The organism is Enterobacter sp. C3_dUdeg (assembly GCF_057536195.1).
On the sequence record NZ_BAAKFX010000015.1, the window covers coordinates 70,939 to 85,480 of the forward strand.

General features: G+C 58.3%; 15 protein-coding genes. 11 read left to right on the forward strand and 4 right to left on the reverse strand.

Translation table 11 applies throughout. The annotated features are described in order from the left end of the window. Positions 1–45 precede the first annotated feature (45 nt). Positions 46–492, reverse strand: coding sequence for a GNAT family N-acetyltransferase (locus AC27FC_RS21390; RefSeq protein WP_033144339.1), 447 nt, complete (start codon positions 490–492; stop codon positions 46–48). Between the two features lie 64 nt (positions 493–556). Further along, positions 557–646 (reverse strand): type I toxin-antitoxin system toxin TisB, encoded by a 90-nt coding sequence (gene tisB / locus AC27FC_RS21395; protein WP_023309830.1) that lies wholly within the window; start codon positions 644–646, stop codon positions 557–559. Positions 647–1,388: 742 nt separating this feature from the next. Here tisB and AC27FC_RS21400 point away from each other — a divergent pair. From AC27FC_RS21400 to nepI, 11 genes are all read left to right on the forward strand, one after another. After that, positions 1,389–2,078, forward strand: coding sequence for a hypothetical protein (locus tag AC27FC_RS21400; RefSeq protein WP_224435034.1), 690 nt, complete (start codon positions 1,389–1,391; stop codon positions 2,076–2,078). Positions 2,079–2,274: 196 nt separating this feature from the next. Next, positions 2,275–2,754, forward strand: coding sequence for an Hcp family type VI secretion system effector (locus AC27FC_RS21405; protein ID WP_033144336.1), 480 nt, complete (start codon positions 2,275–2,277; stop codon positions 2,752–2,754). A gap of 107 nt (positions 2,755–2,861) precedes the next feature. Then, a complete protein-coding gene (gene ivbL / locus AC27FC_RS21410; protein WP_057979964.1) occupies positions 2,862–2,960 on the forward strand; it encodes an ilvB operon leader peptide IvbL in 99 nt (32 codons plus the stop codon). A gap of 106 nt (positions 2,961–3,066) precedes the next feature. Beyond that, positions 3,067–4,755, forward strand: coding sequence for an acetolactate synthase large subunit (ilvB, locus tag AC27FC_RS21415; protein WP_039260372.1), 1,689 nt, complete (start codon positions 3,067–3,069; stop codon positions 4,753–4,755). Positions 4,756–4,758: 3 nt separating this feature from the next. Then, positions 4,759–5,046: an acetolactate synthase small subunit gene (ilvN, locus tag AC27FC_RS21420; protein WP_033144334.1), complete on the forward strand. Its 288-nt coding sequence runs from the start codon at positions 4,759–4,761 to the stop codon at positions 5,044–5,046. A gap of 98 nt (positions 5,047–5,144) precedes the next feature. Beyond that, the gene (gene uhpA, locus AC27FC_RS21425) at positions 5,145–5,738 is read left to right on the forward strand and encodes a response regulator transcription factor UhpA (protein WP_032626676.1); all 594 of its coding nucleotides are present in this window, start codon (positions 5,145–5,147) and stop codon (positions 5,736–5,738) included. Further along, complete coding sequence (gene uhpB, locus AC27FC_RS21430) at positions 5,735–7,240, forward strand: signal transduction histidine-protein kinase/phosphatase UhpB (RefSeq protein ID WP_094935453.1); 1,506 nt, start codon at positions 5,735–5,737, stop codon at positions 7,238–7,240. The genes uhpA and uhpB overlap by 4 nt, the downstream gene beginning before the upstream one ends. Beyond that, positions 7,233–8,552: an MFS transporter gene (gene uhpC, locus AC27FC_RS21435; RefSeq protein WP_094935454.1), complete on the forward strand. Its 1,320-nt coding sequence runs from the start codon at positions 7,233–7,235 to the stop codon at positions 8,550–8,552. The genes uhpB and uhpC overlap by 8 nt, the downstream gene beginning before the upstream one ends. A 140-nt stretch (positions 8,553–8,692) precedes the next feature. Then, on the forward strand, positions 8,693–10,084 hold the full coding sequence (gene uhpT / locus AC27FC_RS21440) for a hexose-6-phosphate:phosphate antiporter UhpT (RefSeq protein ID WP_023333957.1): 1,392 nt from the start codon (positions 8,693–8,695) through the stop codon (positions 10,082–10,084). A gap of 110 nt (positions 10,085–10,194) precedes the next feature. Further along, positions 10,195–10,647, forward strand: a complete 453-nt coding sequence (locus AC27FC_RS21445; RefSeq protein ID WP_021242696.1) for a DUF1198 domain-containing protein — start codon at positions 10,195–10,197, stop codon at positions 10,645–10,647. 102 nt (positions 10,648–10,749) lie between these two features. Further along, positions 10,750–11,940: a purine ribonucleoside efflux pump NepI gene (nepI, locus tag AC27FC_RS21450; protein ID WP_033144329.1), complete on the forward strand. Its 1,191-nt coding sequence runs from the start codon at positions 10,750–10,752 to the stop codon at positions 11,938–11,940. 48 nt (positions 11,941–11,988) lie between these two features. Here the strand turns inward: nepI and AC27FC_RS21455 are convergent, their stop codons facing one another. After that, complete coding sequence (locus AC27FC_RS21455) at positions 11,989–12,894, reverse strand: DMT family transporter (RefSeq protein ID WP_029741863.1); 906 nt, start codon at positions 12,892–12,894, stop codon at positions 11,989–11,991. A 150-nt stretch (positions 12,895–13,044) separates the two neighbouring features. Then, positions 13,045–14,424 carry a carbohydrate porin gene (locus AC27FC_RS21460; RefSeq protein WP_033144328.1) on the reverse strand — a complete coding sequence of 460 codons (1,380 nt, stop codon included), beginning with the start codon at positions 14,422–14,424 and terminating at the stop codon, positions 13,045–13,047. Positions 14,425–14,542 lie beyond the last annotated feature (118 nt).

A 14,542-nucleotide genomic window follows, 5' to 3' on the forward strand; every position in this document is an offset into this window, starting at 1 on the left:
ATTGTCACTCAACTGTAACATTCACACCCTGATGCTGCCAGCCGGTTACACGGCACAAAAAAGGCGGTGCGTCACCCGCGGTTCGTCCGAGACCAGCGTAAAACCAGCCCGATTATAAAACCCGTAGGCACTGTCCGGCGCGTGGGTATTCAGAAAATCAAACCAGATGCTGGCATCGGCCATCACCACGGTTAAAAGCTGTTTGCCAATGCCCAGCCCGCGGCACTTCTCGCTGACGTAGAGATGGCGAATACGTCCGGCGCGCGGCTGCTGGCTGAACGGATCGCGGTTGAGGCCGCATACGCCGACCAGCTTGCCGTTAAGAAACGCGCCCAGCAGCTTTTCTCCCGGTGCGTTAAAGCGGTTCTCGCCGCGCTGCCAGTTCTCTTCAAGCCTGCGCAGCATGTTGAAATTCAGTGCGATACTTTCAGCCTTCAGGGCGATATACCCCGGTTCATCCGGTGTGACAGGCTCAATTAACAGACGCGACATAGCATTCCCTCGTTATTAAAGAGGGGCGGTTTCCCGCCCCTCTCAGGTGCGACTTGAACCTGAATTACCGAAGGAATTTCAGGACAGCATCAAGCAGTTGCAGTACTGCAACAATGAGTTTGAGGATAAGTATCACCATATCCACTACGCTCATACGCGTCTCCTTTTGGTTAAAAGGAGCACGATGCTGGCGTACCTTTCCGCCGCCTGTTGCCAGCACCTGGATTGACGTAACACAGTGTGCTCACTTCAGGGGTTAAGGCACTGACGGCACCACCCGTTTCAGCCAGGACTTCGTTGCGCCGGTAAAACTGCGGCCCCCTCGCTCACTGCGAACACCCTCAGTATAGATAAATACTGTATGCATGAACAGTATTTTTTGGGCAAAATCAGGAAGGCGATCCATACTCAAAAGCGTCAAAATCCGTGCCGGAATTGCGCGTTCGTCTTCGATCGCGTATACTTTTTGCGTTGACGTAACACAGTGTGTTCTGCGGCGACCAACCGCAAACCCTGATAAAAACCTCGCTCCGGCGGGGTTTTTTGTTTTCTGATCTGCCTCATAAAAAACTGCTGGATGAGCGGGGGTTCTGCTGTTTGGCTTCGATGTGGGCTAGCCGGATCGCTTAAGCCACTCTGTTTAATGGAGAGGTATTAGATTCATTTTGTAAGATAACACCACTTAATATGTAAACTAATATAACTTACCAATACCTCTCAAGTAATTTAATTACTTCGCCTATAACACTAATAAATAAAAGTGAGTCAACTTATTTTTTACGTGAATGTTTAGTTGAAATAATTTCACTTGTTTGAAACTCAGCGCTTTTCAATGTATATTCCAGGAGTCGAAAATATTGTATGGATACATTATGCAATCATCTGATTATTAAAAAATGAAGTTCCAGAGTGACAGGCAGTTGGCTATTTATGGACAGCAAGGCGCTGCAGGGACATGGAGAGCATTAAAGGGGATCGGTTCTGATATTTACTCAGGAATCGAACGCGTAAGCTGGTACTCATCATGCTTAATCCCTAGCTATCATGATGTGTGTGATGAGCTTCTCTCAGAAGAAAAGAGGATGTATCTCTCAATTCTCTCGCTTTACCGTTATCGCGATGTAATAGAACACATGCTCTATCTTTATTTTGAACGTGTTATTACCGATTCTGAAAATGGAAATGAACAAAATCGCGTTCGTAAGATGGATTCAAAAGTCACCGGGCTTGTTAAAAACATACCAACAAACAAGGCCGCGCGTTTAGCGATAGCATTGGGGCTGGCCAAATCCCTTTCCGAATCTGGCCTGCTCTCTGAAATCGTCGTCGAACGGCTTGCACGCCGCGTACCTAACGTTGTCATGGCGCTTCAATTGATTGGAACGGAACAGAAGTGCGCTTTTGCTGCCCGTCGCCTGAAAACGTTGGACCCCAGGTATTACGCGACCCTGTATGCCGCACAACTGGAGATGCTTTACTACTTTTTTGAGCCTTTCCTGTCTGAACTCATTAAGAAGGTGCAAATGGGATTCTATAAGGATTTCGATGCAATTTATGACGACTTAAAGGACAAGGAGCATGTTTAAGAGTCTGCTATCAATTCTGTTTTCGGATGTTTTATTCCCCGTTTATATTTTTGCGTGCGCCTCTTTGTTCCTGTGGTTGATGCCTGACCACTGGGTATTACTAACATTCATTTCTATTGTTGTATTTATTATTGTGCATCCGATAATTTTCGTCCGCTTTGATAAGTACGATTAAATTTTATAAAAAGGATTTTATATGTCAAACCCAGCTTATTTGTTTCTAACAGATGAAAATGGTTCTCCCATGGTTGGACCTTGCCTTGTGTCAGGGCGTGAAGGTGCAATTGAACTCAAATCGTTCACTCATAATGTTAACATTCCAGTCGACGGGAATACCGGAAAATTGACGGGGACGCGCATACACATGCCCGTCATGTTTCAGAAGGAATTTGATCGTGTAACCCCGATTTTATTTCGGGCGCTGAGTACAGGAAGAACGCTCCAGTCAGCCACCATTAAGATGTACCAGATTAATGAGGCGGGTTTAGAACAGGAATATTTTAATATCCTCCTCGAGAATGTGAAAATCACCTCAATCACACCAGACCTGTACCCAGGCGCAAACACCGGAACACACCTTGAGACGGTTCTCATCCGCTACGAGAAAATCACCTGGAAGCATTGCGACGGCAATGTCATCTATAGTGACTCCTGGAATGAGCGAGCAACTTACTGAAACGTGATCCCTGGCGCATTTTTGCGCAGATGAAAATATTTCCATTGTCACACCCGAAAACCTGTGTTTGTATAAATTCCATCAATGATTCCAAACACAGGTCCCCAATGACTTCATCCATCTTCACTTCGACCCTACTAAAAACTGCGCAACCAGCCGCAGTGGTCGTCGTGCGTGTGGTGGTGGTCGTCGGCAATGCGCCGTAGGGACTGGATCAACACACGAATCCAAAACCCCGCCGGCGCAAACCGGGCGGGGTTTTTCGTTTAGGACCCTCCCCGGAACGTCGGCCCAGAAGAAAAGGACTGGAGCATGGCAAGTTCGGGCACAACATCCACCACGACGCGTTTTACTGGCGCGCAGCTGATCGTTCATCTGCTGGAACGGCAGGGCATCACCACGGTTGCGGGTATCCCTGGCGGCACGGTACTGCCGCTGTACGATGCGTTAAGCCAAAGCACGCAGATCCGCCACGTGCTGGCGCGCCACGAGCAGGGGGCAGGCTTTATTGCTCAGGGCATGGCGCGTACGCAGGGCAAACCTGCGGTCTGTATGGCCTGCAGCGGCCCGGGCGCAACTAACCTGGTGACCGCCATCGCCGACGCGCGCCTCGACTCCATTCCGCTGATCTGCATTACCGGCCAGGTACCGTCCTCGATGATAGGCACCGATGCGTTCCAGGAAGTGGACACCTACGGCATCTCTATCCCCATCACCAAACATAACTATTTAGTTCGCGACATCAGCGAGCTGCCTCAGGTTATCAGCGATGCGTTCCGCATTGCGCAGTCTGGCCGTCCGGGCCCGGTGTGGATAGACATTCCTAAGGATGTCCAGACCGCTGAGATCGAGATCGACGTCCTGCCTGAGCCGGGCGAGCGTGCCCCCGCGCCGGAATTCAGCGCTGAGAGCGTGCGCGACGCAGCCGCCATGATTAACGCCGCCAAACGCCCGGTGCTCTATCTGGGCGGTGGGGCCATCAACGCTGCGGATGAAATCCGCCAGTTTGCAGAGAAAGCCAACCTGCCGACCACCATGACCCTGATGGCGCTGGGCATGCTGCCTAAAGCGCACCCGCTCTCTCTCGGCATGCTGGGTATGCACGGCGCGCGCAGCACCAACTACATCCTGCAAGAGGCTGATTTGCTGATTGTTATGGGCGCGCGTTTTGATGACCGGGCGATCGGCAAAACCGAGCAGTTCTGCCCGAACGCCAAAATCATTCACGTGGATATCGACCGCGCCGAGCTGGGTAAAATCAAGCAGCCGCACGTGGCGATTCAGGGCGACGTGGCCGAGGTTCTGGCGCAGCTGATCCCGCAGACGGACGCAGCCGACCGCGCCGACTGGCGCCAGCTGGTGGCCGATCTGCAGCGCGAGTTCCCGGGCGCCATCCCAACCGAAGGCGACCCGCTGAGCCACTACGGACTGATCAACGCCGTGGCAGCCTGCGTGGACGACAGCGCAATCATCACCACCGACGTGGGCCAGCATCAGATGTGGACCGCCCAGGCCTACCCGCTGAACCGTCCGCGCCAGTGGCTGACCTCCGGCGGTCTGGGAACCATGGGCTTCGGCCTGCCCGCAGCCGTGGGTGCGGCGCTCGCCAACCCGGACCGCAAGGTCATCTGCTTCTCCGGCGACGGCAGCCTGATGATGAACATTCAGGAAATGGCCACCGCGGCCGAAAACCAGTTAGACGTGAAAATCATCCTGATGAACAACGAGGCGCTGGGGCTGGTGCACCAGCAGCAGAGCCTGTTCTACAAGCAGGGCGTGTTTGCCGCGACCTACCCGGGGATGATTAACTTCATGCAGATTGCCGCCGGCTTTGGCCTGCACACCTGCGATCTGAACGCCGAAGAGGATGCCCACGCGGCGCTGCAGGACGCGATTTCTCGCCCCGGCCCGGCGCTGATCCACGTGCGTATCGACCCTGAACAAAAAGTGTATCCGATGGTGCCGCCGGGAGCGGCAAATACCGAGATGGTGGGAGAATAAGCCATGCAGAAACAACATGATAACGTCATTCTGGAACTCACCGTCCGCAACCACCCTGGCGTCATGACCCACGTCTGCGGGCTCTTTGCCCGCCGGGCGTTTAACGTGGAAGGCATTCTCTGTCTGCCGATTCAGGGCAGCGAGCACAGCCGCATCTGGCTGCTGGTCAACGATGACCAGCGTCTGGAGCAGATGATGGCGCAGATCGACAAGCTGGAAGACGTCACCAGAGTGGCGCGCAACCAGTCCGATCCCACCATGTTTAACAAAATTGCGGTGTTTTTCGAATAAATCGCTTAAGGTAAGCGCCCTGGTCGGCCTGCAGGCGTCGCGCTTGCAGGCCGGATAAGCGCAGCGCCATCCGGCGCTTTCAGACCGCAGGAAGACACATGACCACCATCGCTCTCATCGACGACCACCTTATCGTCCGCTCCGGCTTTGCCCAGCTTTTAAACCTCGAACCGGATTTTCAGGTCGTGGCCGAGTTTGGCTCCGGTCGCGAGGCGCTGGCGGGCCTGCCGGGGCGCGGAGTGCAGGTCTGTATCTGCGACATCTCGATGCCGGATCTCTCCGGGCTGGAGCTGCTAAGCCAGCTGCCGAAAGGGATGGCGACGATCATGCTGTCGGTCCACGACAGCCCGGCGCTGGTCGAGCAGGCCCTCAACGCGGGCGCGCGCGGTTTTCTCTCCAAGCGCTGTAGCCCCGACGAACTGATCGCCGCGGTACGCACCGTCTCCACCGGCGGCTGCTATTTAACGCCGGATATCGCCATCAAGCTGGCGGCCGGACGTCAGGATCCGCTCACCCGGCGCGAGCGCCAGGTGGCTGAGAAGCTCGCGCAGGGGATGTCGGTGAAAGAGATTGCCGCCGAGCTGGAACTGTCCCCGAAAACCGTGCACGTCCACCGCGCCAACCTGATGGAAAAACTCAACGTCAGCAACGACGTCGAGCTGGCGCGCCGCATGTTTGACAGCTGGCAATGAGTTCCGCTTTTTCACGGCTGATCGCCGTTGTCGCCAGCTTTTTTATCTTCTCCGCCGCCTGGTTTTGCCTGTGGAGCATCAGCCTGCACCTGGTGGAACGCCCGGAGCTGGCGGTGCTGCTGTTTCCCTTCGGCCTGCGTCTGGGGTTAATGCTCCAGTGTCCGCGCGCCTACTGGCCCGTTTTGCTCGGTGCTGAATGGCTGATGCTGGTCTGGCTGGCGCAGGAGGTTGCCCTCGCGCACCTGCCCTTATTGATGACCGGAAGCCTGCTCACGCTTCTCCCGGTTGCTCTCATTTCCCGCTACCGCCACCAGCGCGACTGGCGCACGCTGCTGCGTCAGGGGGCGGCGCTGATGGCCGCCGCGCTGCTGCAGTCGCTTCCGTGGGTCGGTGAGAAGGAGATGCTCAACGCCCTGCTGCTGACCCTGACCGGCGGCCTGACGCTGGCGCCAACCTGTCTCGTGATCTGGCACTACCTCACCAGCACCGTCTGGCAGCCGCTCGGCCCGGCGCTGGTTTCCCAGCCGGTGAACTGGCGCGCCCGGCACCTCATCTGGTATCTGCTGCTGTTTGTGGTGAGCCTGTGGCTCCAGCTTGGCCTGCCCGCCGAGCTTTCACGCTTCACGCCGTTCTGCCTGGCGCTGCCGATTATCGCCCTGGCCTGGCACTACGGCTGGCAGGGGGCGCTGATCGCCACGCTGATGAACGCCATCGCGCTGATTGCCAGCCAGACCTGGCACGATCACCCTGTGGATTTACTGCTTTCCCTGCTGGCTCAGAGCCTGACCGGGCTGCTGCTCGGCGCGGGCATTCAGCGCCTGCGCGAGCTGAACCAGTCCCTGCAAACCGAGCTGGCGCGCAACCGCCGTCTGGCGGAGCGTCTGCTGGAAACCGAAGAGAGCGTGCGGCAGGAGGTCGCCCGCGAGCTGCACGACGATATCGGCCAGACCATCACCGCTATCCGCACCCAGGCGGGCATTGTCCAGCGCCTGGCGGCAGAAAACGCGAGCGTGAAGCAGGGCGGGGCGCATATCGAACAGCTTTCGCTGGGCGTCTATGACTCCGTTCGTCGCCTGTTAGGACGACTGCGCCCGCGCCAGCTTGACGACCTTACGCTTGAGCAGGCGGTGCGTTCCCTGATGCGCGAGATGGAGCTGGAAAGCCGCGGAATAGTCAGCCATCTCGACTGGCGCATTAACGAATCTACGCTCAGCGAAGGCCAGCGCGTGACGCTGTTCCGCGTCTGTCAGGAAGGGCTGAACAACATCGTCAAGCACGCCAGCGCCAGCGCGGTTACGATCCAGGGCTGGCAGCAGGACGACAGCCTGAAGCTGATAATTGAAGACGACGGCTGCGGCCTGCCGCCGGGTTCCGGCCAGCAGGGCTTTGGCCTGGCGGGCATGCGCGAGCGCGTGAAGGCGCTGGGCGGCACGCTGAACCTCTCCTGCACCCACGGGACGCGCGTCAGCGTCAGCCTGCCGCTACGGAGTTACCATGTTTAAAACCCCTGCCAGCGCCGCGCCGATTGGCGATAAAGCGGAAATCGACGCCCGCTACCGCTACTGGCGTCGCCATATCCTGATGACCATCTGGCTCGGCTACGCGCTGTTCTACTTCACCCGCAAAAGCTTCAACGCCGCCGCGCCGGAAATCCTCGCCAGCGGCGTGATGACGCGCACCGATATCGGCCTGCTGGCGACGCTGTTTTACATCACCTACGGCCTGTCGAAGTTCTTCTCCGGCATCGTCAGCGACCGCTCCAACGCGCGCTATTTCATGGGCGTTGGGCTGATCGCCACCGGGGTGGTGAATATCCTGTTTGGCTTCTCGACGTCGCTTTGGGCCTTTGCCCTGCTGTGGGCGCTGAACGCCTTTTTCCAGGGCTGGGGCGCGCCGGTCTGCGCCCGCCTGCTCACCGCCTGGTATTCGCGCAACGAGCGCGGCGGCTGGTGGGCAATCTGGAACACCGCGCATAACGTCGGCGGGGCGCTGATCCCGATGGTGGTGGGTGCGGCGGCGCTGCACTACGGCTGGCGCGCGGGGATGATGATTGCCGGTGGCCTCGCGATTGTCGCCGGGCTGTTTCTCTGCTGGCGCCTGCGCGACCGGCCGCAAACCGTCGGCCTGCCTGCGGTGGGCGACTGGCGGCACGACGAGATGGAGATTGCCCAGCAGCAGGAGGGCGCGGGGCTGACCCGCAGGGAGATCCTCACCAAGTACGTGCTGAAAAACCCGTACATCTGGCTGCTGTCGCTCTGCTACGTGCTGGTCTACGTGGTGCGCGCGGCCATCAACGACTGGGGCAACCTGTACATGTCCGAGACGCTCGGCGTGGATCTGGTGACCGCCAACTCGGCGGTGACGATGTTCGAACTGGGCGGGTTTATCGGCGCGCTGGTGGCGGGCTGGGGTTCGGACAAGCTGTTCAACGGCAACCGTGGTCCGATGAACCTGATTTTCGCCGCCGGGATTTTGCTCTCCGTCGGCTCGCTGTGGCTGATGCCGTTCGCCAGCTACGTGATGCAGGCGGCGTGCTTCTTCACCATCGGCTTCTTCGTGTTTGGCCCGCAGATGCTGATCGGCATGGCGGCGGCGGAGTGTTCCCACAAAGAGGCGGCAGGCGCGGCGACGGGCTTTGTCGGGCTGTTTGCCTACCTCGGCGCATCGCTCTCCGGCTGGCCGCTGGCGCGGGTGATCGACGTCTGGCACTGGAGCGGATTCTTTGCGGTGATCGCCATCGCGGCGGGGATTTCCGCGCTGCTGCTGCTGCCCTTCCTGCACGCGCAGGCGCCGCGCGAGGTGAGCGAAGCGTGATGCGTCTCACCTTTTCACCCCGAATGGCGCAAAACCAGGAAATTTTCCCGGTTTTACCTGGACGCTGTCTCAGGCATCTCTCCCGGCTGATTTTTACAATGCCTGCCATTCGCAGGTAAAAATCAGCTCAGGAGCAAACCATGCTGGCCTTCCTCAACCAGGTGCGCAAGCCGACCCTGGATCTGCCGCTCGACGTGCGGCGCAAGATGTGGTTCAAACCGTTCATGCAGTCCTATCTGGTGGTCTTCATCGGCTACCTGACCATGTACCTGATCCGCAAAAACTTTAACATCGCGCAGAACGACATGATCTCAACCTACGGGCTGAGCATGACGCAGCTGGGGATGATTGGCCTGGGCTTCTCCATCACCTACGGCGTGGGTAAAACCGTCGTTTCCTACTATGCGGACGGCAAAAACACCAAGCAGTTCCTGCCGTTTATGCTGATCCTCTCCGCCATCTGTATGCTCGGCTTCAGCGCCAGCATGGGCGCGGGCTCCGTCAGCCTGTTCATGATGATCGCCTTCTACGCCCTGAGCGGCTTCTTCCAGAGTACCGGCGGGTCGTGCAGCTATTCCACCATCACCAAATGGACCCCGCGCCGCAAGCGTGGTTCGTACCTCGGCATGTGGAACATCTCCCACAACCTCGGCGGGGCGGGTGCGGCAGGCGTGGCGCTGTTTGGCGCAAACTACCTGTTCGACGGCCACGTGATCGGCATGTTTATCTTCCCGTCGATTATCGCCCTGATCGTCGGCTTTATCGGCCTGCGCTACGGCAGCGACTCCCCGGAATCTTACGGCCTCGGCAAAGCCGAAGAGCTGTTCGGCGAGGAGATCAGCGAAGAGGATAAAGAGACCGAAGAAAACGAGATGTCCAAATGGCAGATCTTTGTTGAGTACGTGCTGAAAAATAAAGTGATCTGGCTGCTATGCTTCTCAAACATCTTCCTCTACGTGGTGCGTATCGGCATCGACCAGTGGTCGACCGTGTATGCCTTCCAGGAGCTGAAGCTCTCTAAAGAAGTGGCGATTCAGGGCTTCACCCTGTTTGAAGTGGGCGCGCTGGTCGGCACGCTGCTGTGGGGCTGGCTCTCGGATCTCGCCAACGGCCGTCGTGCGCTGGTGGCCTGCGTCGCGCTGGCGCTGATTATCGCCACGCTCGGCGTCTACCAGCATGCCAGCAACCAGTACGTTTACCTGGCGTCCCTGTTCGCGCTCGGCTTCCTGGTGTTTGGTCCACAGCTGCTGATCGGCGTGGCGGCAGTCGGCTTCGTACCGAAAAAAGCGATCGGCGCCGCCGATGGGATTAAAGGCACCTTCGCCTACCTGATCGGCGACAGCTTCGCCAAGCTGGGTCTGGGGATGATCGCCGACGGCACGCCAATTTTCGGCCTCACCGGCTGGGCGGGCACCTTCGCGGCGCTGGATGCGGCGGCCATCGGCTGTATCGTCCTGATGGCGATGGTCGCGGTGCTGGAAGAACGTAAAATTCGCCGTGAGAATCGCGCGCAGAAATTAAAAACAGCCTGAGTGTGCAGGTAACTTCTTTGCCCGGTGTGTGATGCCGGGCTTTTTTATGGCTGTCGCTGTCGACGCCGTGCGTTTCCCGCTATGATGAGCGGCTATTCATAGGAGAACGCATGGTCTGGATAATGCTGGCAACGCTTGCCGTGGTGTTTGTGGTGGGATTTCGCGTCCTGACCTCAGATTCCCGCCGCGCCATCAAACGTTTGAGCGAGCGTCTGGGGATCACCCCGATGCCGGTTGAGTCGATGATCGACCAGTTCGGAAAAACGCCCGGCAATGAGTTTATCCGTTATCTTGAACGCCCCGACGAGGCGCATCTGCAAAACGCTGCGCAGGTGCTGCTGATCTGGCAGGTCTGCATCGTTGACGGCAGCGAAGAGAACCTGCACGCCTGGCACCGCATGCTGCGTAAAGCCCGCCTTGCTGCACCCATTACCGATGCGCAAATTCGCCTGGCGCTTGGCTTCATGCGCGAGATGGAGCCCGATCCGCAGGAGCTAAACGCTTTCCAGCTTCGCTATAACCAGCTCTTCCTGCCGGAAGAGGGCGTGTTTTACCTGCACTGATCCCCTGTAAAAACGACAAAAGTTGTCAAATCGTTAAATCCGTCACACTTTTGATGATAAACTGCGCGACTTTTCCGCACGTTTTTATCTTCAGGTGACGCCATGACAGAACATATCCAGCCCACGACCAGACCGCAGACCAAAGAGGTTTCTCGCCCCAACTGGTCGGCCGTTTTCGCCGTGGCGTTCTGCGTCGCCTGCCTGATTACCGTTGAGTTTCTGCCGGTGAGCCTGCTGACGCCGATGGCGCAGGATTTGGGCATTTCCGAGGGCGTGGCGGGGCAGTCCGTCACCGTTACCGCCTTCGTGGCGATGTTCGCCAGCCTGTTTATCACCCAGGTGATTGGCACCATCGACCGTCGCAAGGTGGTCATTCTGTTCAGCGTGCTGCTGACGCTCTCCTGCCTGCTGGTCTCCTTCGCGGAAAGCTTCACCCTGCTGCTGCTGGGGCGCGCCTGCCTGGGGCTGGGCTTAGGCGGTTTCTGGGCGATGTCGGCCTCGCTGACCATGCGACTGGTGCCCGCGCGGACGGTGCCAAAAGCGCTTTCCGTTATCTTCGGTGCGGTCTCTATCGCGCTGGTGATCGCCGCGCCGTTAGGCAGTTTCCTCGGCGGGATTATCGGCTGGCGTAACGTCTTTAACGCGGCGGCGGTGATGGGCCTGCTCTGCATCATTTGGGTGTGGAAAGCACTGCCGTCCCTGCCGGGCGAAGCGGCGCACCACAAACAGAACATGTTCGCGCTGCTGAAGCGCCCCGGCGTGCTGGCGGGGATGACCGCCATCTTTATGTCCTTTGCCGGGCAGTTTGCCTTCTTTACCTACATCCGCCCGGTGTTTATGACCATGGCGGGCTTTGACGTGGACGGCCTGACGCTGGTGCTGCTGAGCTTTGGTATCGCCAGCTTTGTCGGCACCTCGCTGTCTTCCCAGTTCCTGAAACGCTCCCTGAAGGTGGCGCTGGCGGGTGCGCCGCTGGTGCTGGCAGCGAGCGCGGCGGTGCTGGTGCTGTGGGGCAGCGATAAGTGGGTGGCGTCTGCCATCGCGATTATCTGGGGGTTGGCCTTTGCCCTGGTGCCGGTGGGCTGGTCGACGTGGATCACCCGCACGCTTGCCGATCAGGCGGAAAAAGCCGGGTCGATTCAGGTGGCGGTGATCCAGCTGGCGAACACCTGCGGCGCGGCCATTGGCGGCGTGGCGCTCGACCATTTGGGGCTGACGTCACCGCTGGTGATCTCCGGCACGCTGATGCTGCTGACCGCGCTGCTGGTGGCGGGGAAGGTGAAGGCGAAGTAGTGCTTTTCTCCCTCTCCCGTGGGAGAGGGTTGGGGTGAGGGCATCAGGCTACGCCGATGTCTGAACCCGTCTTCTCGAATCCATCGAAATCAGCACTACCGACGACACGATCAATAGCGTCCCCAGCCAGTCCGGCAGGGTGAACGCCACTCCCAGCAAAATCACCGACAGCAGCGCACTGCTCAGCGGCTCGGCGCAGCTCAGAATGCTCGCCTTCGGCCCGCCGATCATCTGCGCGCCTTTCAGATACAGGCTGAACGTTAGCGCCGTGCCAATCACCACCAGGTAGAAAAACGCCAGCAGCAGGCTGCCGTCAATCACAAAGGTGGTCCCGCGTCCGGCGTAGAACGGCGTCAGCATTAGCCCGGCAATCAACATGCTCCAGCCGACAATCGGCAGCGTGCCGTAGCGGGCGATCAGCGTTGACGGATACGTCGTGTAAAACGCGGCGGCAAACGCCGAGGCGATGCCGAAGAACAGCGCGGCAGGCGAGATGGAGAGCGAGGTCGGGTCGCCGTGGGTGACCAGCAGAAACGTACCGACAAGCGACGTCATGATGGCCGACAGCACAAAGACGCCGGGGCGCTTTTTCCGCGCCAGGGCGAACCAGGCCACGATAATGGTCGGCGAGAGGAACTGCAGCACGGTAGCGGTCGCCGCGTTGGATTTCTCAATCGTCAGCAGGAAGGTGAGCTGCACGGTGAGCGCGCCGACGAGTGAGAAAATCAGCAGGCTGAGGGCGTCTTTGCGATGTTTGATGACCGAGAAAATCTTATCGCCGTGAACGAAGGAGAGCGTCAGCAGGATCACGCCGGTAAACAGCAGGCGAACCATGGTCAGGTAAGGCGAAGAAATGTGGCTTTTCTCCATGATGTACTGCGCGCAAACGCCGGAACTGCCCCATAAAACGGCGGCGATCAGGACGTTTAGCATCCCTTTACGTGTGGAACCCATTTTCTCCCCTGCGATGTTGTCGTTAATTCGGTCAACAGCATAGCATGGTTGCGTGCGGCCTGATGCCCTCACCCCGGACCGTACACCCACGGGGAGAGGGAGCAAACACTAAAAACGGCAACTTGCGTTGCCGTTTTGCTTCTACCTTGCCTAGAACCACGCCTCCCACATCGCGCCGACGTTGAAGTCGTCGAGCGTTTCGTCTTTGGTGTTGTTCACGCGCGCGGTGCGTTCGTTATCCACCTTGCCGCCGGTCACGTAGAAGCGCAGCATCGGGCGGAACTCCGGCCCCATGGCGATAGACATGTTCTGCGACAGGGTCAGCTTCCAGCCCTTGTTGTCGCCGCCGTTGTCGTAATCCACATGCTGCCAGCCTGCTTCCAGCCAGGTGGAGTGAACGTCGTTCCACCAGTGCATCGGTCGCACGATGGCGTTGTAGTTTTTGCGGTTGTCGGTCTTATCGCGGCTGTTGTCGTAGTCGTGGAAGGCGAGGATGTACTCCACCTGCGTGGCCTGGGTGAATTTATACAGCCCTTCGAAGCTGGCGTAGACCGTGGTCAGATCCTCGGTTTTGTTGAACACGCTGTTGTCCGCGTTATCGGAGTAGCGGGCGATCACCTTGTTCACGCCGCTGTCGTTGGTGTGGCTCAACACCACGCCGCCCTGCCACGCGTTCAGACGCTCGTCGCTCTCCACCGCTTTGGAGTCAAAGCCGTAGTTGGCGTACAGCTCCATGTCGATCGGGCCAAGCTTCATGCCGTGGATTTTTGAGGTCGCGGCGTAGTTGCCTTTGTCGCCCGTGCCGGAACCGCCGGTACAGGTGATGCGCGACGGGTTGGCTTCATCTTCCATCACTTCCGGGCTACAGGATTCCACCGCCGCCACGGCGGCCACGTCGAACTGCACGCCGCCGATGTCGAAGTTCTTCACCCCGGCGCCCTGGCCGTCGTGGTTCATCCAGAAGTAATCGTTGATGCCCTGCTGCGGACGCTGGTGGAAGTCACGGCCTGCCCAGAAATAGGCGTTCGGGTTGGAGGCCATAATGTTGGTCACCCCCGCGTAGGCTTTTTTCAGGTTAACTTCGTCGCCCCAGTGATCGATCATCACGTTAACGTCCCAGATGGCGCCGTTTTCACCCTTGAAGGCCTTGGAGAGCTGGAATTCCCCGCCGTTGCCTTCGTTGCCCAGACGACCAATGGCGGACGCGCCGTTGTACGAGCCGTCCACCGCGACGTATTTCTGATCGGCGGCCTGGAAGTGCGCGCCGTAGCGGGCGTAGCCGGTAAATTTAATTCCGAACGGGATCGCCATATCCGGAGATTGCGCCGCGCTTTGCGGCTCGGTCACCACGTCCGCTTTTTTCGCGACCGCCGCATCCATTTTAGCCTGACGTTCGGCCAGGGCTTTATCCACCGCTTTCGCCACAATGGCGTCAATTTGCTCCTGGGTGAATTCCTGTGCGAGCACGGAAATTGGGCAAAGCGCGGCGATAACCGCCATGGTTAATGGAAGTTTTTTAATCGTATTCATGGTTATCTCAATATAGTTTAATTTTATTCAGACAATAACCATCCCGCTCCGATCTGACAGAGTATGTCGCTATCATCAGAACAAGTGGATCTCTATTTAGGGTACAGAGGTATTACAG